The sequence below is a fragment of the Pseudomonas sp. LAMO17WK12:I5 genome (genome assembly GCF_900215165.1).
Taxonomy (GTDB): domain Bacteria; phylum Pseudomonadota; class Gammaproteobacteria; order Pseudomonadales; family Pseudomonadaceae; genus Aquipseudomonas; species Aquipseudomonas putida_A.
In genome coordinates this window covers 172,492-192,815 of the sequence record NZ_OBDS01000005.1, presented here as the reverse complement: position 1 = coordinate 192,815, position 20,324 = coordinate 172,492, and the positions used below count along the sequence as shown (strand labels likewise).

At 60.1% G+C, this 20,324-nt stretch carries 12 protein-coding genes; 2 read left to right on the top strand and 10 right to left on the bottom strand.

Features of this window, described 5'->3' with window-relative positions:
* Nucleotides 1-18: 18 nt before the first annotated feature.
* Complete coding sequence (locus tag CRO59_RS10470) at nt 19-4,785, bottom strand: dermonecrotic toxin domain-containing protein (protein ID WP_256578387.1); 4,767 nt, start codon at nt 4,783-4,785, stop codon at nt 19-21.
* Nucleotides 4,786-5,029: 244 nt separating this feature from the next.
* Nucleotides 5,030-6,061, bottom strand: coding sequence for a protease SohB (gene sohB, locus CRO59_RS10465; RefSeq protein WP_027613703.1), 1,032 nt, complete (start codon nt 6,059-6,061; stop codon nt 5,030-5,032).
* A gap of 204 nt (nt 6,062-6,265) precedes the next feature.
* Here sohB and CRO59_RS10460 point away from each other — a divergent pair, with 204 nt between their 5' ends.
* Nucleotides 6,266-6,976 (top strand): histidine phosphatase family protein, encoded by a 711-nt coding sequence (locus CRO59_RS10460; RefSeq protein WP_027613702.1) that lies wholly within the window; start codon nt 6,266-6,268, stop codon nt 6,974-6,976.
* A gap of 62 nt (nt 6,977-7,038) precedes the next feature.
* Nucleotides 7,039-7,356 (top strand): SCP2 sterol-binding domain-containing protein, encoded by a 318-nt coding sequence (locus tag CRO59_RS10455; protein WP_027613701.1) that lies wholly within the window; start codon nt 7,039-7,041, stop codon nt 7,354-7,356.
* 233 nt (nt 7,357-7,589) lie between these two features.
* Here the strand turns inward: CRO59_RS10455 and CRO59_RS10450 are convergent, their stop codons facing one another.
* The 8 genes from CRO59_RS10450 to CRO59_RS10415 all read right to left on the bottom strand — a co-directional run bounded on the left by CRO59_RS10450 (nt 7,590) and on the right by CRO59_RS10415 (nt 20,242).
* Nucleotides 7,590-9,164, bottom strand: coding sequence for an ABC transporter ATP-binding protein (locus tag CRO59_RS10450; protein ID WP_097087269.1), 1,575 nt, complete (start codon nt 9,162-9,164; stop codon nt 7,590-7,592).
* A 1-nt stretch (nt 9,165) separates the two neighbouring features.
* The gene (locus tag CRO59_RS10445) at nt 9,166-10,188 is read right to left on the bottom strand and encodes an ABC transporter permease (RefSeq protein WP_097087268.1); all 1,023 of its coding nucleotides are present in this window, start codon (nt 10,186-10,188) and stop codon (nt 9,166-9,168) included.
* Nucleotides 10,188-11,252, bottom strand: coding sequence for a microcin C ABC transporter permease YejB (locus tag CRO59_RS10440; RefSeq protein WP_027613698.1), 1,065 nt, complete (start codon nt 11,250-11,252; stop codon nt 10,188-10,190). Before CRO59_RS10440 ends, CRO59_RS10445 begins: the two co-directional genes overlap by 1 nt.
* Nucleotides 11,239-13,089 carry an extracellular solute-binding protein gene (locus CRO59_RS10435; RefSeq protein ID WP_097087266.1) on the bottom strand — a complete coding sequence of 617 codons (1,851 nt, stop codon included), beginning with the start codon at nt 13,087-13,089 and terminating at the stop codon, nt 11,239-11,241. Before CRO59_RS10435 ends, CRO59_RS10440 begins: the two co-directional genes overlap by 14 nt.
* Nucleotides 13,090-13,315: 226 nt before the next feature.
* Entirely contained in the window at nt 13,316-15,958 is a 2,643-nt protein-coding gene (locus CRO59_RS10430; protein WP_097087264.1) for a TonB-dependent receptor, read from the bottom strand.
* 116 nt (nt 15,959-16,074) lie between these two features.
* Nucleotides 16,075-16,578 carry an RES family NAD+ phosphorylase gene (locus CRO59_RS10425; RefSeq protein WP_097087263.1) on the bottom strand — a complete coding sequence of 168 codons (504 nt, stop codon included), beginning with the start codon at nt 16,576-16,578 and terminating at the stop codon, nt 16,075-16,077.
* Complete coding sequence (locus CRO59_RS10420) at nt 16,575-17,051, bottom strand: MbcA/ParS/Xre antitoxin family protein (RefSeq protein ID WP_027613694.1); 477 nt, start codon at nt 17,049-17,051, stop codon at nt 16,575-16,577. The genes CRO59_RS10425 and CRO59_RS10420 overlap by 4 nt, the downstream gene beginning before the upstream one ends.
* Nucleotides 17,052-17,320: 269 nt before the next feature.
* A complete protein-coding gene (locus CRO59_RS10415; RefSeq protein ID WP_097087262.1) occupies nt 17,321-20,242 on the bottom strand; it encodes a TonB-dependent receptor in 2,922 nt (973 codons plus the stop codon).
* Nucleotides 20,243-20,324: the final 82 nt, after the last annotated feature.

The window sequence follows — 20,324 nt, the reverse complement described above, 5'->3', positions numbered from 1 at the left end:
TACGCCTTGAGCACCTGCTCAAGGCGTACTTCCCTCCTCTTCTGTATCCGAACTGGCCAGCTCATTGGCCGGATGGCGCGCGAGTGCCTGATCGGTGAGTTGGCGAATCAGCGCCTGACGTTCATTTCTGAAATTGTCGTGAATCGCGTTCATCTGCACCGCTGCCTGATCGCGCGTCAGCTCCGCCTGCTCCTCCAGGCGCGCCAATGCCTGCGAGGTTCGAACATAGACAAGGGCGAAAGCGTCGGGATGCGCCGATTCGAGAAACTCGACCCAGAATCGCTGGCCGATACACCAGTCGGGAAACGCCGAAGAGCCTTCGATACGCATGACGGCCTGATAGGCCTGATCCAGTTCTACCTGCGATACCTCGACATTCAACGGGCTGCTCATCGCCCTTGGCTGCCCAGGCAAATTCAGGCGCTCCGCCAGCCCCACCCGGTAGGCCAGACTGAATTCGAGTGCATGCTCGTAGACTCTCGGTTGGGCGCGAGTGTTGATCTCTGCCAAGGTGCGCTCTTCCAGCGTTTGCAGGCGAAACAAGCCTCTGAGCAAATGCGTCAATTGCCGCTCCAGCGGCGCGCCATCGATCCCGGCCGCGACCATGGCTCGATAACACAGAACCTGGACTTCCATCTCACTGAACACCACAGAATAACCATCGACACTGGTGGCGACGCGCGCCGTGCGGAACAATTCGCTGCGCAACCGCGTGTCTTCAGCGGCCGCCTCGACCACATTCCACACACGCTGGCTGAAATACGGGTACAACCGGGTGTAATCGGCCGTGTGGATCAATTGTGAAAGTACATTGAAGAAATCCCGCGAGCCGGGCGCTGCCCTTACCGCCTCCCAGGTAACGCTGCGCGGTATCGCTTCGACGGCAGGCCTGCCGGTCAGCCAGCGCGCACTCTGACCTTCATACGACACGCTGGGTAGCGGCTGGTGTTGATAGACCCGGGCCATTACACCGAAACTGACGCTGTTCGCCTGCTGATACGTCGCAATCTGTCGCAAGGCGTCAGGCGACAAGGGGTTACCCATCAGGCGAACGGCGCGGGTGACCACCAACGGAGCCCTGAGTACCGCCTCCGGCACCGTGCTTATCTGGTTATCGCGCAGATCGATCAGTTGCGGTCGTTGCAAACCGGTGGTTCCCTCGGGCCAATGATCGATTGCGCAACCGCGCAAGCGCAGTCTTTCCAGATCCGGCAGTGAGCTGACATCCGGGGCATGCGCAAGATCAACATTGAAGTCCAGGCTCAGCACCCGCAGCTTTTTCAATTGCGCCAGTGACGGCACCGATGCAGAAGATAGACGAATACGGTTCTCGCTCAGATCCAGATGCGTCAGCCAGGGCATGCGTTCCAATGTCACCGGTAACTGGGTCAATTGGTTCCCCCTCAGGGAAAGGCTGCGCAAATTTCTGAAATGACGCAAAAATGCCGTCAGCCCCAGCGGCGTAGTGCCGTCCATGATCAGATGCGTGACGTGGCTGAAATCCCCGACCAGCACTGGCAACTCTCCCAACGGCTCCGGGGCGAAGATCAAGGTGTCGGGTGGCGCGTCGCCCGAGGCCCCCGGTTCTCTGCGCCAGCAGCGGATGATCGCGCGCATGGCCCGGGACTTCGCCGACTGTGGAACATCAAGCAATGAGCCATCGATCCCGTTGTACTGCGTTTGCCGCGTCACCCAACGACTCAGGACTTCGCGAATACCGAGAAACTCCAGGCGCAGCAATTCCAGTTTCATCAGCACCAGGATCTCATTGCGGCCCAAGACGTTGAGTAGCGCATGGATCTGTGCAGGGGAATGGGCCGGGTAGAGTTCCTGAATACGGCGCACCATCACTGAAACGCTCACACCTGAGTTCGCCCAAGGCCCCGCCGGGGGCCGGTCAGCCAGGGCCATCGGCGAATAGTCGCCGGGACGTTCGCCCATGGTCCTGGCAAACGTTGTTCGCCGTTGCATGGCAAGTTCGGTGATTTTCTCCCGTAGCCCGTTCGCCCCGGCCTCGATCGACAGGCCCAACGCGACCTTGCGTTGCGCCGACAACCCATGCCAGAGGGCCTGGAAATAATGCTCGCGGGTGCGCCCGGAAAATGTTTTCAGCGCAGCATCAGTACCCTGCAGAACGCTGATGCGGTTCGCCAACACATTGATGATCACCCGCTCACTGGATGAGCTTGACGCCGTCGTTGCAACACTGCCGTGACTGCCCGACCACTCCTGTATCTCGATCGCTGAAGCCCCTGACCAGCCCGGCAAATGTTCAAGGGTATCGAGCACCAGGCGATTGGTACTGTGACCACCGCCACTCTCCAGATACAGGCCTTCATAGGCTCGACACACAGCAATCGCCTGTTGATAGCGGCGCACCTCCTGCGCCAGCCGCAATGGTACGCGGGCAGCGTCCAGCTCCTGCGCTTCGCCATCCAGGGCACTGCCCGCCAACTCCTCGGCAACACTGGCAGGTAGATCGGCAAAGGTCTTCACCAGCAACGCCACCCGACCATTGCTCGGCGCTTCGTGGCGTCGATAGATTCGCTGGAACAACGGCTGCCGGCGACCTTGTGCCTGCTCGCCGACGATTTGCACCAGCTTGCGCGTCTGAACCGCCGAATCCTGGCTCGTCAAGCCGAGCAAGTTCTTGCGCCGCTGGCTGCCGAGTGCAGCCAGCAGAGAACGGTACAGTTTCCCCCGATGCACATCCTGCTGAGTTATCTTCAGGATCGTGGTGGCGTGGGTTGCGCCATAACGATTGATTGGCGTGCCCACTGCATCGACGACACTGATGGCGCAGTCTGCCGGCCAACTGGCCGATGTCGTCAGCAGGTGCAATTGCAGGTCAGCATCCGCCATGGGGGCCGACAACGGGATCTGCAGTTGCTCGATAAACTCCGTCACCGCTGCATCGGCGCGAAATCTCCACACCGTGTCGAGCAGCAAGGCCGGCGGATGACCGCGATCTACATGGATCTGACGCAACACGCTGTCTTCGATACCGCAGACAGCCAGAGCCTGCAGCGCACTGGCATCCGACAGCTCCTCGCGGGGATGGCCGAAGCGGCGCAGCAGCTTCAATCGATCCCAGTCCTGAACCAGCTCGCTGTCATGACGCCAGGCACCCCGATCGTTGGTTTCGAGCAGCGGTGCATAGCGGCTCGCCGATTCCGGCGGCGCCTGCACTTCCCACAGCCCGGTCTGAGGTTCGGGGCGCACTGCATAGTGCAGATCATCGAGCGTCAGGTACGCCTGGCCATCAACCCAACGCAAGCCGCGGCCATCGCGACGCACTCCGGCAGGCAAGGCCCGACGCTGTTGATACACGTGCAGGTCAGGCTTCCAAAGGCGAGGCTGCCCTGAAGCCAGTTTGACCATGCGCAAGCGCTCGATAAAAGCCGATGACCTGACGACTTTGAACGCTGTGCCTACCGCCCTGGTACTCGCAGCGAAAGCCGCCATCAGGATCAGGTTTTCGACGACATCGAAAAAGTAATCCGTCGCCTGCTCCTGCTCGCCTCTGGACCAACTGGCAATCCCTTCATAGACCTGCGAGAGCAACTGCACCGCGGTCACCGCCAACAGAGCCTCTCCGACTACAGGTATGAACGATACAGCGACCAACAGCAGGTCGACCCCGATTGCCTTATAGGTGTCCAGTCGGGCCAGCCGGGTTTTCTCGTCTTCATCGTCGGTTGGGACCACTACGAGCCGAGCGTCGGCCATGGTCTGTTCGGCGTGCTGGCGATACATCAGGGTGAACGGGTCGCCCGCAAAATCGATGCCGGACAACGTCACGTAGAACGCGGCACGAGGCAGGATTGAATGACTGTGCGGATACAAACGCCCATCGAGTTCGGTCACCCACGCTGCGCGCTCACTGATCTTGATGAAGCGCATGAAGAATTGGCGAAACGCTGCGCCTTTCAACCGCTGGCTCAACTGTTTCTCGAAATCGCTGAAGGATGAATACTCCTTGAGCGGGTGCAACGGATCACCTGGCAGGTAAACAACGCATCGATAGTCGTCATCGGCGTGCTCACTCACCGGGCCGATAAACAGCACACCGTTAAGTGTGACACCCAGCATCTGCAAGCCCTGATAACCCAGGGTGTTGTTGCCCAGTTTGAGCGTGTCCTGGTTATCCTTGACTGCCTGCAACATCTCATGCACTTCGACACTGATGTGTTTCTTCAGCAATGCGACGTGCCGATCCACTTCGAAGCGACACCGCAAGTTCGCAGTAAACTTGCTGCGCAACGGATTGGCCTCGGCATCCACATTGAAGACCGCACGAAGATGAGTCTGATATTGCTGGCCCAAGTCCAGGGTTCGACACAACAGCGCAAACTCGTGGGGCTGGATCGATAATATATTCGCCTCTCGACCGGTTACTTTTTCGGGAATATAGATCAAGGAGGTATCGGTGTAATTTGTGGCCTGAGTCTCGCTGAGTTCGAAGTTTTCGCAGGCGGCCGTGAGCAGATCCCGATCAACTGGCAACACCAGTTTCCTGCGCAAGCCCAAAAGACTGGAGGTGGAGCGCACGTGCTGAAAAATCACCCCGACGATATCCAGCGAGTGGCCGATCTTTTGCGACATGGCGCTGGCCAGTAACGGTGCGCAAAATTCTTCTGGAGACTTGAGGTCTTTCAGAAACGGGTCCATTTCACTCTGGGCGCGATGGCTGGCCATCACGCTTTGATAAAGTGTTTGACGCAGTTCATCCGATGCCGACAGCAGCCAGCCGGGAGCATTGTTCTTGATTAACTCAAAGAACATGCCTTTTTGTTCGGGTGTTAATACAGGCGCGACAGCCTGTACAGGTAAGGAAGACATACTGAATATCTCGAAAACTGAAAGTAGCAACAGCTTATCGAGCAGGCTTTTTTATAAAAGCGCGATTTGCCGATGAAAAACTTCAAGTTCGAATCAACTATTCAAACTCAAACTATACATATATACCGCCACCATAAAAAAACCCCTTCCACCGTTACGGTGAAAGGGGTTTTTCTTTGGCCTTTTCTTACCAGAATCGTTGCTGGGTCAAGCGGCTCCACCAGCTCAGCAGCACGCGATCCACTGAACCGCTGGCGGCCATGCCGATGCGCTCCTGCAGGCTTTTGCGCTCGGCGTAATGCAGGTGATAAACCTCGGCTTTCTTCGCCCGGTCGGCCAGGTATTCATCGCTGGTCTTGAGCTCGTCGACCAGTTGTTTGTCCAGCGCTGCAACACCAAGCCAGACCTCACCGGTAGCCACTTCATCAATCGCCAGTTGCGGGCGATAACGGGAAACGAAGTTCTTGAACAGCTGATGGGTGATGTCAAGGTCTTCCTGGAACTTCTCCCGGCCCTTTTCGGTGTTTTCGCCGAACACGGTCAGGGTGCGCTTGTACTCACCGGCGGTCAGCACTTCAAAATCGATGTCGTGCTTTTTCAGCAAACGGTTGACGTTGGGCAACTGCGCCACCACACCAATCGAGCCGAGAATCGCGAACGGCGCGCTGATGATCTTCTCGCCAATGCACGCCATCATGTAACCGCCGCTGGCCGCGACCTTGTCGATACACACGGTCAACGGCACGCCGGCTTCGCGAATACGTGCCAGTTGCGAAGACGCCAGGCCGTAGCTGTGCACCATGCCGCCGCCGCTTTCCAGACGCAGTACCACTTCGTCCTTTGGCGTGGCGAGGGTCAGCAGTGCGGTGATTTCGTGACGCAGGCTCTCGGTGGCCGAGGCCTTGATGTCACCGTCGAAATCGAGCACGAACACCCGGGATTTGCTCTCGGGTTTGTTCTTCTGCTTCTTCTCGGATTTTTCCGATTTGGCCTGGCCCTTGCGCAAAGCCTTGAGCTGATCCTTGTCGAGCAGGGTCTGCTCCAGACGTTCACGCAAGCCTTTATAGAAATCGTTGAGCTTGCTGACCTGCAACTGCCCCGCCGACTTGCGCCGGCCCTTGCTGCGCAATGCAGCAAAACTGGCGAGCACCACCAGGATGGCGACCACCAGCGTTACGGTCTTGGCCAGGAAGCTGGCGTATTCGGTGAAAAACTCCACAGAGACTCCTTAAAACAATGCGCGGATGCAAAACACGCGCGGGATGGTTCCAGCATACCCATGCGCCGCCTCGTCGGCCAGCCGTGAAACCTCTGGCAACAGGCCTGTAACGAGCATTTCAAACAAGCGTATGTTTTTTCATTGACAGCACTCTTTCATCCTCATAACCTCGCCAAACCTTCAACGTACCGGGATGACGCGGACGTGGGCAGCATCTATCTGATTCGACATGGCCAGGCCTCCTTTGGTGCAGACGACTATGACGTCCTGTCGCCCATCGGTGTGCGCCAGGCAGAAGTCCTCGGCCAGCACCTCGCCGAGCTGGGAATCCGCTTTGATCGCTGCCTGGCCGGCGACCTGCGTCGTCAGCAGCACACGGCCAGCAGTGCGCTGGAGCAATTCAGCGCCAAGGGCCTGTCGGTACCGACGCTGGAGACCGACTCCGCGTTCAACGAGTTCGATGCCGACGCGATCATCCGCGCCCTGATCCCGGCCATGCTCGAGGACGAGCCGGAAGCCATCGACATCCTGCGCAACGCGGCGCAGAACCGCGCCGAATTCCAGCGTATCTTCGCCCTGGTCATCGAGCGCTGGCTGGCAGGCACCTACGACACCCCCGGGCTGGAAAGCTGGCTGGGTTTCGTCGAGCGGGTACAGGCCGGACTGCACCGGATCCTCGAACAGGCCGACGGCAACCAGAAAATCGCCGTGTTCACCTCCGGCGGCACCATCACCGCCCTGCTCCACCTGATTACCCAAATGCCTGCCCGGCAGGCGTTTGAACTGAATTGGCAAATCGTCAACACCTCGCTCAACCAGCTGAAGTTCCGCGGTCGCGAGGTGGCTTTGGCCTCCTTCAACAGTCACGCACACCTGCAGCTGCTGAAGGCTCCGGAACTCATCACTTTCCGCTGAGTCCGGATAATTGTGACCCTTGCTGTAATCAACCAGCGCCTAACCCAAGAAAGGATCGAACCATGACCTCCGTAGCTGATGCCGTAAAAGCGATGCAAGCCAAGTTCAACCCAGCCGCTGCTGCCGGTCTGGATCTGGTTTTCGGTTTCAACATCACCGACGAAGACAAGCACTACGCGCTGATCGTCAAAGACGGTACTTGCGACATCCAGGAAGGTGAAAACCCGGACGCCAACTGCACCCTGGTACTGGACAGTGCAACCCTGAAAGACATCGTCAGCGGTGAAACCGACGGCATGCAAGCGTTCATGGGCGGCAAGCTGCGCGTTGAAGGCGACATGATGCTGTCGATGAAACTGTCCGAGCTGTTCCCGTCGTAAGACTTGGTTCGGTTTGAAGAAAATCCCGCCCCTGTGGCGGGATTTTTGCGTCTGACTCCCAGGTTTCGTCATAAACAGGTCATAGGTGGGAGGGGGCTTGCTCCCGAAGACGTCGGATCAGCCACAAGTTTTGCCGCCTGTCACACCGCTTTCGGGAGCAAGCCCCCTCCCACATAGGTCACGTGGTGCTCCATAAACTGCAGCATGCACCTTCTTCTACGTTGGAACTGTCATCACCCAGCAAATGATGCCGCCAACAGCTCCTGCGTATACGGATGCTGCGCATCGCTGAATAGCGCACTGGTCTCGCCACGCTCCAACACTTCGCCATCCTTCATCACTATCAGGTCATGAGCCAACGCCCGCACCACCGCCAGGTCATGGCTGATGAACAGATAAGTCAGCCCATGCTCTTCCTGCAGCCGCCGCAATAAAGCAACGATCTGCTTCTGCACCGTGCGATCCAGTGCCGAGGTCGGCTCATCGAGCAGAATCAAATCAGGCTTGAGCACCAGCGCCCGAGCGATGGCAATCCGTTGTCGCTGGCCACCGGAGAACTCGTGCGGATAGCGATGTCGGGTCGCCGGATCGAGACCGACTTCGCGCAGCACATCGATCACCGCCTGCTCACGCTCGGCAGCATTCAAGTCGCTATGTACCTGCAAGCCCTCGGCAATGATCTGCTCCACACACAGGCGCGGGCTGAGGCTGCCGAACGGATCCTGAAACACCACTTGCAGGCGTTTGCGCAGTGGCCGCAGCTGCTTGCCGTTCAACTGCTCCAGCGCCTCACCGGCAAAGCGAATACTGCCCTCGGCGTCGATCAGGCGCAAAATCGCCTGACCCAAGGTCGACTTGCCCGAGCCCGACTCGCCGACAATCCCCAGCGTTTTGCCGCGCTGCAGATTCAGATCGATGCCCTTCACCGCGTCCAGCCAGGTTTTGCGCCGCAGCCAACCGCCGCTCAGACGAAAACGCACCTTCAGACCGCGCACCTGCAACAAGTCCTGCGCCACATCCCGGCACAGCGCTTCGCCCCCCGGCTCGGCATTGAGCAATTCGATACTGTACGGATGCTGCGGCGCACGGAACAGCTGCTCGCACGACGCCTGCTCGACGATCCGCCCACTGCGCATCACCGCCACCCGCTGCGCAATGGTGCGCACCAGATTCAGGTCATGGCTGATGATCAGCAACGCCATGCCGAGCCGCTGCTGCAAGTCTTTGAGCAGCAACAGAATTCTGCGCTGCACCGTCACATCCAGCGCCGTGGTCGGCTCGTCGGCGATCAGCAGTTGCGGCTCGCAGGCCAGCGCCATGGCGATCATCACCCGTTGGCGTTGACCTCCGGAGAGTTGATGCGGATAGGCCTTGAGCCGTTCGCGCGGCTTCTGAATGCCGACCAGCTCCAGCAACTCAAGAATGCGCTCACGGGCTTGCGCGCCCGCCAGGCCTTTGTGCAACGCCAGGCTCTCACCGAGTTGCCGTTCGATGGTGTGCAGCGGATTCAGCGAACTCATCGGCTCCTGAAAAATCATCGCGATACGGTTGCCCCGTAACTGGCGCAGATAGCGCTCATGCACGCCGAGCAGCTCCTCCCCGGCATAACGAATGCTGCCGTCGATCCGCGTGATGTTCGGGTCAAGCAATTGCAGAATGCTGTGGGCGGTCACCGATTTGCCGGAGCCAGACTCCCCGACCAGCGCCAGGCATTCGCCCGGACGAATATCGAGGTCGATGCCATGCACCACTGGCTGGCCATTGAATGCCACACGCAGGTCGCGGATTTCGATCAGGTTTTCGCTCATCTCAAGTCCTTGGATCATAGGCATCTCGGCAAGCCTCACCGATGAACACCAATAGAGAAAGAATCAGCGCCAAGGCAAAAAACGCCGTCAGCCCCAACCACGGCGCTTGCAGATTGCTCTTGCCCTGACCGATCAGTTCGCCCAGCGAGGCGCTGCCGGCGGGCATGCCGAAACCGAGAAAATCCAGCGCCGACAAGGTCGCGATCGCCCCGGTGAGAATGAACGGCAGATAGGTCAGGGTCGCGCTCATGGCGTTGGGCAGGATGTGCCGATAGATCACCTGCATATCGCCAACCCCCAGCGCCCGCGCGGCTTTCACGTATTCCAGACCGCGGCTGCGCAGGAACTCGGCACGCACTACATCGACCAGACTCAGCCAGGAAAACAGCGCCATGATCCCCAGCAACCACCAGAAATTCGGCTCGACGAACCCGGACAGGATGATCAGCAGATACAACACCGGCAGCCCCGACCACACCTCCAGCAATCGCTGCCCGAGCAGATCGACCCAGCCACCGTAATAACCTTGCAAGGCACCGGCCGCAATGCCGATCAGCGCACTGGCAGCGGTCAGCGCCAGGGCAAACAGCAGCGACACCCGCGTACCGAAGATCACCCGCGCAAGCACATCCCGCGCCTGATCGTCGGTGCCGAGCCAGTTCTCGGCGCTCGGTGGACTCGGTGCCGGTTCAGTCAGGTCGTAATTCACCGTATCGAAACCGAACGGGATCGGCGCAAACCACATCCGCCCGCCCTGCCCCTCGATCAGTTGCCGCACCTGCGCGCTGCGATAGTCCGGCTGGAACGGCAGTTCGCCGGCGAAATCCTGTTCGGTGTAGCGCTTGAACGCCGGGAAATACCACTGGCCCTGATACTCGACCAGCAGCGGTTTGTCATTGGCGATCAACTCGCCGCCCAGGCTCAGGCCGAACAACAGCAGAAACAGCCACAGCGACCACCAGCCACGTCGATGTGCCTTGAATCGCGCCCAACGGCGCTGTCCTATGGGAGATAAGGTCAGCATCAGGCAGTCCTCGCGGTGAAGTCGATGCGCGGGTCGACCAGCGTGTAGCACAGGTCGCCGAGGAGTTTTATCAGCAGGCCGAACAGGGTGAAGATGAACAGCGAACCGAACACCACCGGGTAATCGCGCGACACCGCCGCCTCGTAACTGAGACGGCCGAGGCCATCCAGCGAGAAGATCACTTCGATCAGCAGCGAGCCGCCGAAAAACACCGTCACCAGTGCCTGAGGCAGGCCGGCCACCACCAGCAGCATCGCGTTGCGAAACACATGGCCGTACAGCACCTGACGTTCACTCAGGCCCTTGGCCCGCGCCGTCACCACATACAGCCGCGAGATCTCGTTGAGAAAGCTGTTTTTGGTGAGGATGGTCAGCGTGGCGAATCCACCGATGACCAGCGCGGTGACCGGCAACACCAGATGCCAGAAGTAGTCCGCGACCTTGGCCCACGGCGACAGCTCGGCGAAGTTGTCCGAGACCAGTCCGCGCACCGGAAACCAGTCCAACGCGGAGCCGCCGGCAAACACGATGATCAACAACAGCGCAAACAGAAACCCCGGCATCGCATAGCCGATGATGATCGCCACGCTACTCCAGACATCGAACGCCGAACCGTTGTGCACGGCCTTGCGGATGCCCAGCGGAATCGACACCAGGTAAGTGATCAACGTGGCCCACAAGCCCAGTGACAAGGTCACTGGCAGCTTCTGCCAGATCAGTTCGGTGACGCTGGCACCGCGGAAAAAGCTCTGACCGAAATCCAGCTGCGCGTAGCTTTTGAGCATCAACCACAGGCGCTCACCGGCCGGTTTATCGAAGCCGTACTGACGCTCGATGTCGGCCACCAGTTTCGGGTCGAGACCCCGGGTGGCGCGGGATTCGCCACCGATGGTTTCGACATGACCACCGCCCACCGCCGCGCCGACACCAATGCCCTGCAACCGGGCAATCGCCTGTTCCACCGGGCCACCCGGCGCGGCCTGCACGATGACGAAGTTGACCAGCAGAATGGCGAGCAACGTCGGCACGATCAGCAGCAGACGCCGCAGGCTATAACCCAACATGGGCGTACTCCTTTTGCTGTTGCTGCATCTGCGTGGCGGTCAGCGCGGTCGGGCTGATTTCCCACCAGGTATCGAGTCCGGCGTCATACAACGGCGCCGTCGCCGGGCGGCCGAAACGGTTCCACCACACCGTGGAAATCCCCGGTGGGTAGTAATTGGGGATCCAGTAATAACCCCACTGCAACACCCGATCCAGGGCATGGGCATGGCGCAGCAGGCTTTCGCGGTTGTCGGCCTGCACCAGCCCTTCGAGCAAGGCATCGACCGCAGGATCACGCAGCACCATGTAGTTGTTCGAGCCGGGATCGTCGGCGCCGTCTGAGCCGAAGTAATTGAACATCTCGCGCCCCGGCGCCTGACTCACCGGGTAGCCGACCACGATCATGTCGTAGTCGCGGTTGCGCACGCGGTTGGTGTATTGCGCGGTGTCGACCTGACGAATATCGAAGCCGATACCGATCTGCGCCAGGTTGCGCTTGAACGGCAGCAGCAGCCGTTCAAAGCCCTTCTGACCGTTGAGAAAAGTGAACTGCAGCGGCTCGCCATTGGCATTCACCAACTGATCACCACGGGGTTTCCAGCCGGCGGCTTCCAGCAGCTTCAAGGCCTGCAACTGCTCGGCGCGGATGTTGCCGCTGCCGTCGGTTTTCGGCGCTTCGAAGACTTGGGTAAACACCTCATCGGGGATTTTGCCGCGCCACGGTTCGAGGATTTTCAGTTCCTCGGCGTCCGGCAACTCGGTGGCCGCCAATGCGCTGTGCGAGAAGTAACTGCGCTGTCGCAGGTACATGCTGCGCATCATTTGCCGATTGCTCCATTCGAAATCCCAGAGCATGGCGATCGCCTGCCGCACCCGACGATCCTGAAACATCGGTTTTTGCAGGTTGAACACGAAACCCTGCGAACCTTGCGCAGCACCCGGCGCCAGATGTTCGCGAAGCAATTTGCCCTGCTCCAGCGCCGCCCCGGCATAGCCGATGGTGTAACTGGTCGCGGAAAACTCGCGGTTGTAATCGAAGCCACCGGCCTTGAGCACTTGCCGGGAAACATCGGTGTCGGCGAAGAACTCCACGCTCAAGTGATCGAAGTTATAGAGGCCGCGAGTGATCGGCAGGTCCTTGGCCCACCAGTCGGCAACGCGCTGAAATTTCACGCTGCGCCCGGCATCCACCGCGCTGATCCGGTACGGGCCGCTGCCCGGCGGGATCTCGAAACCGGCGCCCTCGGCGAAGTTGCGCGTACGCCACCAATGTTCGGGCAGCACCGGCAGCGTCGCCAGATCCAGCGGCAAGGTGCGGCTGTCGTTGTTCTTGAAGTTGAAGCGCACTTGCGTTGGCGACTCCACCACCACGTCGGCGACGTCACGAAACTGCTGGCGATATTTGAGGCTGCCCTGAGTGGTGAACAGTTCGAAGGTGTAACGCACGTCTTCGGCAGTGATTGGCGTGCCGTCGTCGAACCGGGCCTTGGGATTGAGGTAGAAGCGCAGCCAGCGACGATCCGCATCCAGTTCCATCTGCTGCGCTACCAGGCCGTAGACGCTGTAGGGTTCGTCCTTGCTGCGATAGGCCAGCGGCGCGTAGAGCCAACCGTCGATGTCGGCGACGCCGGTGCCTTTGTCGATGTACGGAATCAGGTGATCGAACGGGCCGCTTTCCAGCGAGGAGCGGCGCAACGTTCCGCCCTTGGGCGCGTTGGGGTTGGCGTAGGCCAGGTGTTGAAAGTCCGGGGCGTATTTGGGGGCTTCGCCGTAGACCGTTAACGCGGGTTGCGGGGCGGCCCAACTGAATGGGCTTGAGAGCGCAAAAGCGCTGAGCAGAATGAGCCTGGATAGCATTGGCAGATCCTTTCACAAGGTGTTGCTACTGGCCTCTTCGCGAGCAAGCCCGCTCCCACAAGGAAGTTGTGCTCACCGCAGATTCCCCACGGGAACGGGCTTGCTCGCGAAGAGGCCAGTACAGTCACCAAACCTTCTGCCTACCTGTGATGTGCAACAGGCCGGCGATTTTTATAGGGCAGGCTTAGATCAATAAGTGACTAAAACCCGCCGCCTCTGGGCATTCTCAGAACTTATAATTGACCCGCGTGTACAGCGTCCGCCCGAACGGGTCGCCGTATTTCGGGTCGTAGCCGCTCTGGAAGGTGTAGGTCTGGTTGCTGAACGGTGGCTCGCGGTCGAACAGGTTCTTCGCGCCGAGGGTCACGCTGAGGGTTTTGCGCCAGGTGTAGGTGCCGGCCAGATCCCAGACGTTGTACGAGCCGACGTAATCGTGGGTCTCGCGGTCGGAGTCGTGGTAACCGCTGGTGTAGCGGTTGGTCAGGGCGATACCGTAGGGGCCGTAATTCCAGCTGCCGGTCAGGCTGTGGCGCCAGCGGGCCACGGCACCGGCCGAGGAAAAGTCGCCCCCACGGAAATCGCCGAGCTTGTCGATGTAGTCGCCTTTGAGCTGCTGCTGGTACTCGTAACGGCTGACATAGGTGCCTTGCAGGCCGATGCCGAAGCTACCGTACGGAGTGCTCGGCAAACGGTAGTCGAAGCTGACGTCGACGCCATTGGTCTTGATCTTGCCGAGGTTGGCCAGCCCGGTGACGATGTGATCAATGGAGCCGTCCGGCTTGCGCACCAGACGATCCGGATACAGCTCCGGGTTCTCGAACACCGCCGATTCCGGGAATTCGGCGATCTGGTTGGCGATGTTGATCCACCAGAAATCCAGCCCGGTGCTCAGGCGCTCGAATGGTTGATAGACGAAACCGAGGGTGACGTTGCGCGCGGTTTCCGGACTGAGGTCCGTATTGCCACCGGTGCGGCTGTAAAACTGCTGGGCGCAGTCGCGGTTGGCGATGCCGCCGTTACTCGGGTTGCCACCGGCACACAGTCGCGGGTCGTTGTAGTTGGCGACGGTGAACGTGGTGAAGTTCGGGTTGTACAGCTCATACAACGACGGTGCGCGAAAACCTTCACTGTAGGCGCCGCGCACCACCAGTTCCTTGAACGGCTGGAAGCGGAACGAGTACTTCGGGTTGGTGGTGCTGCCGAAGTCGCTGTACTTGTCGTGGCGCACGGCGGCGGACAATTCCAGGCTGTCGAGCACCGGCACGTTGACCTCGGCGTATTGCGCCGAGACGCTGCGATCCCCGGTGACGCTGGCATTGGGGTCGACACCCAGGCTCTGCACATCGGCGGCGAACTGGGCGAAGTCCTGATGGAAATCTTCCTTGCGGTATTCGCCACCCAGCGCCAGTGCCGAAGGGCCGGCGCCGAACCAGTCACCGATCTCGCGGCTGACACGCCCGTCAATCGCCTTCACGCGGCCGACCGCCGTGCCGTAATCGCCGTCTACGGAATTGGCGGCCAGCAGTGCCTGCCCGGCAGCAGTCTGCGCACCGAACGGGTTGATGATGCCATTGGCAATGCCGGCGCTGACGGCGCGGTCGTTGACATAGCCGGCATCGATGCTATTGACCACTTTGTTCTGGTTGTACGACGCACCGACGTTGTAGTCCCAACCCACCACGCTGCCGTCAAAGCTCAACAGCAAACGCTGGCCGGTGTTGTCGTCTTCGTGCTGGCGCGCGCCAACGGCGGTTTCGCGCCAGTTCACATCCACCGGTTGCGTCGGGTCGAGGGCGAAGCCGTTGGGGCCGGGGGTAATGCCGTTACCGGGATAGAACGTCGTGCCGGGATTGACCTGATTGCCCATCAACGTACCGGGGCCAATCTGCGTGCGGTTTTCGTTGCGTGCCCAGAAGTATTCGAGGCTGACGTTGTGATCATCCGCGAGCTTGCCGGTGGCTTTGGCGAAAGCCGAGGTCTTCTCGGTTTCCGGCACCAGATCGAGGTAGTTCCACAGGCTCTGGCGGCAGATGCCATTGCGCGCCAGCAGGCCGGGGGCGTTGCAGCCGGAACTGGCCAGTGGATTGGTGGCGTTGCTGCCCTGACTCCAGTTGGCCGGCGATGCGGTACCCGAGGTGTAATCGAGGCCGCGTCCCGGCTGATAGTTGTAGGTGTAGCCGCGATCCTCGGCAGCCAGTCGTTGCTGCTTGTCATGACTGACCACGCCGAACACGTTGAAACGGTCATCCTGCAAATCGCCAAAACCCCAGCTGCCGCTGAAGTTACGACTTTCCCCACCGCCGGCATGGGTCGGCGTGTCGTAGTTGGTGCTGAGCTGGCCTTCGGTGAGGCTGGTCTTGGTGATGAAGTTGATCACCCCGCCGATCGCATCGGTGCCGTATAACGCCGAAGCGCCGTCACGCAGGACTTCGACGCGATCAATGGCGGCGAACGGAATGGTGTTCAGGTCAACCCCGGAGCCATTGATCGCATTGGTCGCGTTGTTACTCAGCCGCCGGCCATTGAGCAGTACCAGCGTCTTGTTCGGGCCGATGCCGCGCAAATCGGCATACGACGCCCCGCCGCTGCTCGAACCCACCGAACGACCGGAGCCGACCGAGGACTGGTTGGCGGAAATCCGGCTGACCAGTTCTTCGGTGGTGCTCACCCCCTGCTCGCGCAGTTCTTCAACTCGCAGAATGGTGACCGGCACCGCGGTTTCCGCATCGACCCGGCGAATCGCCGTGCCGGTGACTTCTACCCGTTGCAACTGGGTCGTGGGTTCGTCGCTAGCGACTGCCTGCAAGGTATTGATCGCCAGCAGCAAGGCCAGGCTCAAACGGGATCTAACGGGTGAAAAATGGATCATGAACAGCCACCCCTGCGTTTTGGTTTATGCAGGGATGTGCAATGGACATCAGCGTTTTATAGAGCCCGATTTAGACCGTTGGGTGATGAGGTTATGCAAAAAATGGCAGGTGTGGATCAAGCCAGCTCCATCTCCCTCAGCAACCGTGTATCCAGCCCGAATCGCTCCTGGGAAACCATCCTGAACTGCCCCTCCGCCAACTCGCAGCTCACCAGCAGATTCCACGAGTGCCGGGTTGCCGCCGAGGGGATCAGTACAAACGGATGCTCTGCCAATAACGCATCGGCGAACAGTTGTTGATTGGGGGAAGGCTTGGCGGGGCTCAACCAATAAGGATTCGGCACATCCCCCGGCTGGACGATTTTCACTTTTGCTTCGCTGACGACCTCAAAACACGTCAGCACATAAGGTTCACTGTCCAGCGCATCAAAGCTGTGATTGGCTGCCACCTCCAGAATGGCCGACGACGGATCGACTGATGCATAAACGACTCGCCGTCCGGGTATGTTCCATCGGCCACCATTGAGATTCGAACCCATCCCGCTGTCCCACGTCCCGCCATAAACCTCGGGGTCCAGCCGCCAGGCATACCAGTGCTCGTCCCAGGGCAAGGGATTCATGTGTAAACCCCGTATATCAGTTGCCCCAGATACTGCTCCACCATCTGAAACCCCAGTGAATGCCGAATAAACTCCACCGGTACGCGACCGTTCAGGTAGGTGCTGGGCTTGCGCAGCCACTCCTCGGCCCGTGACTGCCTCCCGAAGGCGCGAGTGGCCTTTTCCAGCACCAAGGCATATTGGTAGGCGACGACACTCTGCTGCGGGTCAAGCCGTACCGTTTTACCTTCCTTCAGTAGTCGGCGTACGGTGCTGACCGACTTGCCGGTGATGCGTTTGACCATGTCGCCTTGCAGATAAAGCTCAGAGGTTGAAAGCATGTTAACGACATCGTTCAGCTCAAAACCTTCGTCGGTCAGGTCAACGATCAGAAAGGCATCGTCACCTATGTTCCGGCCATTCACGAGCAAGTCGACAGGTCTGCCCTCGGCCCTCTTCACCCCCGTCAGCCGGGGTACCTTGACGCTGGGCATCGTGACCTCCTCCATGGGGCATCTGGCACGATCGGTGCGCCAGTGAAGGCGATGGGAATAAGCAGGCGTTTCGTATTCGAGGTGGGGAGTTCGCATAATCCATCCGTTATCAGAGGCCTGAGCGTCCAAGCCGTTTACGACTTCAATGTCATGTCCGATGCTATAGATCGCGCTTCCGACGACCAACCTGAGAATGTCGTCGGAAATATCCCCGTTTCTGCGAAATCCAGACCTGTTTCCGTAGGACATTACCCACGAATACCGCGCGCTCAACTGCCGAAGTGATAACTCACATCCAGCCACCACTGCCGCCCGTACGGGTCATAGTTACCGGTCGGGTAATACGGCCAGCCAGCCGAGTCATCGTGTTTGATCTGGTTGAGCACGTTGTTCACGGTCAGGCCGACGCTGGCGCGGTCGTTGAGTTTGTAGCGGGCGCTGGCGTTGAACACCGTCCATGGCGACAGACGCCCGTCACCCGCGCCGTTGGTCACCGAACCATAGCGAATGCCCATCAGCGTCGCCGTGGCCTTCTGGTAATCCCAGGTCAGGCTGGCGTTGACCTTGCTGCGCCAGTCGTAGTTGGTGCGTGAGGTGCGCCAGTCCTGAGTCGGCGCTTCGTCGGATTCCTTGTAGAAATGCGAAAGCACCAGGGTATAGCCCAGCGCCGAACTGAACGCGCCGTACTGCCCGGCGCCCCAGCGGATGTTGCTCTTGAAGTCCAGACCGCTGACCCGCTCGCTGGCGGCGTTAATCGCATTGACCCGCACTCGTTGCAACTGATTCGGATCGATGGCGGCATTCCCCGGATTGCGGTCGATGCGTGCCAGGGTCGATTGGCAGTTGGCCGAATTGATGTCCTGGGTGCCGTTGCGACATTCGTTCTCTTGCTGCAACAGGCGGTTTTCGTCGACGGTGGTCAGCAGGTCGTCGATCTCGACCCGCCAGAAATCCGTGGAGAAATCGAAGTTGCGCGACGGCGACCAGACAAAACCATAGGTCCAGGATTTGCCGCGCTCGGACTCAAGATCCGGGGTGCCGCTCTGGGTGTAGTCGACCCGCCCACGATCACACGCGCCCTGCACGCCCTGGCTGCAACCGTAGTAGTCGATCTGCGCCGGGTAGTAACCGTTGCTGTCGGACTGGTAGATGTAGTTCAGATCCGGCGCGCGGAAACTGGTGCCGTAACTGCCGCGTAGCAACAGGCTGGTGATCGGGCGCCATTCGAGGCCGAAGTTATAGGTTTTCTGCTGCTCGCTGCGGCCGCTGAATTTGTATTGGTCCCAACGCCCGGCGGCGGTGGCCAGCACGGTGTCGGTGACCGGAATACTGAACTCGCCGCCCGCCGCGTAGCGCTTGCGCGAACCGCCGGAGCTTTGCGCCGGGCTCACGCCATAAAAGGTGCCGTTATTCAGAGCGTCATCCGGGTCGACGCGATATTCCTGCTTGCCCGCTTCCAGCACGCCGGCGAATCCGACCGGGCCGGCCGGCAGGTCAAACAAGTCGCCATTGATCGAGGCGTTGTAGCTGGTGGAAACCGACTTGCTGCGCTGGGTCAGGTTGCTGCGAAACTGCTCCCACTCTTGTGGCGTCAGCGGGCGATCGAGGCGCGAGGCGTCCGGGGCGAACACCGGATAACCGCCACTCACGCCCAATTGCGGGCCGAGGTAGAAATCCTGAATCGATGACAGCGGCGTGTAGCGCGTGGTGCGAACACTGCGATATTCCGAGCGGTTGGCCGCCAGATCATAGCTCCAGCCGGTGTCGGCGATCTTGTCCGAGAGGCCGAGGGTGCCGGTCCATGACGTGTCGGTCCACTTGCTGTTGTTGCTGGTGCGACCACCGATTTCCTCTTCACCGTAACGGCGATACCAGCGCTCGAGATTGCCGCTGTTCTGGTTGATGAAGTCCGGCGAAGTAAAAGTCGGGCCACGGGTGTTGTTCTGGATGTGATCGAGGCCATACATCAAGTCGGCAAACACCTGACCGCTGTCGCTGAAGTGCCAGGTGCCGCGGGTGTAGCCGTCGTAGTTTTCCTTTTGCGTCTGGATCGTCCAGTAATCGTTGTACATCTGATCGGTGCGGCAACGACCCGCGTTGTTCAACAGCTTGTTGTCGAAGGTGCCTTGATAGGCGCCGCAACCGGGGCCGAGGTAGCGGTTGTTGCTCAGGTCGCGACGGTAACCGACATCCGCCAGCGGGCCGCTCTGCATGAAGCCGCGATCATCGGCCCAGATCGGATCGCGGTTGGTCAGCTCCAGGCCGAACAAGCCGTCGAAGTCGCCCCAGCTGCCACCGCCGCTGATTTGCAGACGCTGATTGTCGCCACCGCCGCGCTCGCTGGTGCCGCCCTTGAGATTGACGTCGATGCCATTGATCTGCTTCTTGAGGATGATGTTGACCACCCCGGCAATCGCGTCCGAACCGTAGATCGCCGAGGCGCCGCTGCTGAGAATTTCGATACGGTCGATGACTGCCGAGGGAATATTCGCCAGGTTGGTGAAGTTGACCTTGCCATCGTATGGCGTCGGGTAATCGGCGACGCGCCGGCCGTTGATCAGCACCAGCGTGTGATTGGGGCCGAGGCCACGCAGGTTGATTGCGCTGGCTGCTGGCTGCCAGGTGTTGCCGTAGTCCTCGCCCTGGGTCATGCCGGTGTTTTGCGTCTGCGTTGCCAAGGCGTCGTAGACGTTCTTGTAGCCGCGCGCTTCCATTTCTTCATGGGTGATGACGTTGACCGGGGTCGCGCCATCACTCTGCGCACGGGCGATTCGCGAGCCAGTGACGGTGACTTTTTCCATGCGGTAATCGGCGCTGGTGGCTGGGGCCACAGCGCTGACTTTGGCCGCCACCGGCGTACTCGCCTCGCCTTCGCGCACGCTCAGGCCCTGGGCACTTTGCTCGACGTGCAAGCCGCTGCCGCGCAAGGCCTTCTCGACGGCCTGACGCCCGCCCAACGCACCGCGCACCGCACTGCTGCGCTTGCCTTGCACCAGATTCTGACTGAAGGAAATCGGCACGCCGGTCTGGCGTGAGATATCCAGCAAGACCTCATCCAGCGGGCCGCTGGCGATGTCGAAGGTGTAGACCTGGGCCGCAGAATCCTGCGCATACACCGCGATCGGCCCCAGCCCCATCGCCAATGCGGCGGCGAGGGTCAGGCGCGGTAATTGTTGTTTGAATGAAATCATCAAGGGCTTCCCTGTTGAAGGCGTCTGCAGGGAATGAGCAGCGGGCCGGCGCTTTTTATAGGGCGGCGATTAGGCCAAGAAG

Bases quoted from the DNA above. Each gene is read 5' to 3' on its own strand.
- CRO59_RS10420 (WP_027613694.1), bottom strand. From the start codon at position 17,051: ATGCCCAGCGTCAAGGTACCCCGGCTGACGGGGGTGAAGAGGGCCGAG.
- CRO59_RS10455 (WP_027613701.1), top strand. From the start codon at position 7,039: ATGACCTCCGTAGCTGATGCCGTAAAAGCGATGCAAGCCAAGTTCAAC.
- CRO59_RS10440 (WP_027613698.1), bottom strand. From the start codon at position 11,252: ATGTTGGGTTATAGCCTGCGGCGTCTGCTGCTGATCGTGCCGACGTTG.
- CRO59_RS10425 (WP_097087263.1), bottom strand. From the start codon at position 16,578: ATGAATCCCTTGCCCTGGGACGAGCACTGGTATGCCTGGCGGCTGGAC.
- CRO59_RS10450 (WP_097087269.1), bottom strand. From the start codon at position 9,164: ATGAGCGAAAACCTGATCGAAATCCGCGACCTGCGTGTGGCATTCAAT.
- CRO59_RS10430 (WP_097087264.1), bottom strand. From the start codon at position 15,958: ATGATCCATTTTTCACCCGTTAGATCCCGTTTGAGCCTGGCCTTGCTG.
- CRO59_RS10445 (WP_097087268.1), bottom strand. From the start codon at position 10,188: ATGCTGACCTTATCTCCCATAGGACAGCGCCGTTGGGCGCGATTCAAG.
- CRO59_RS10470 (WP_256578387.1), bottom strand. From the start codon at position 4,785: ATGTTCTTTGAGTTAATCAAGAACAATGCTCCCGGCTGGCTGCTGTCG.
- CRO59_RS10435 (WP_097087266.1), bottom strand. From the start codon at position 13,089: ATGCTATCCAGGCTCATTCTGCTCAGCGCTTTTGCGCTCTCAAGCCCA.
- CRO59_RS10415 (WP_097087262.1), bottom strand. From the start codon at position 20,242: ATGATTTCATTCAAACAACAATTACCGCGCCTGACCCTCGCCGCCGCA.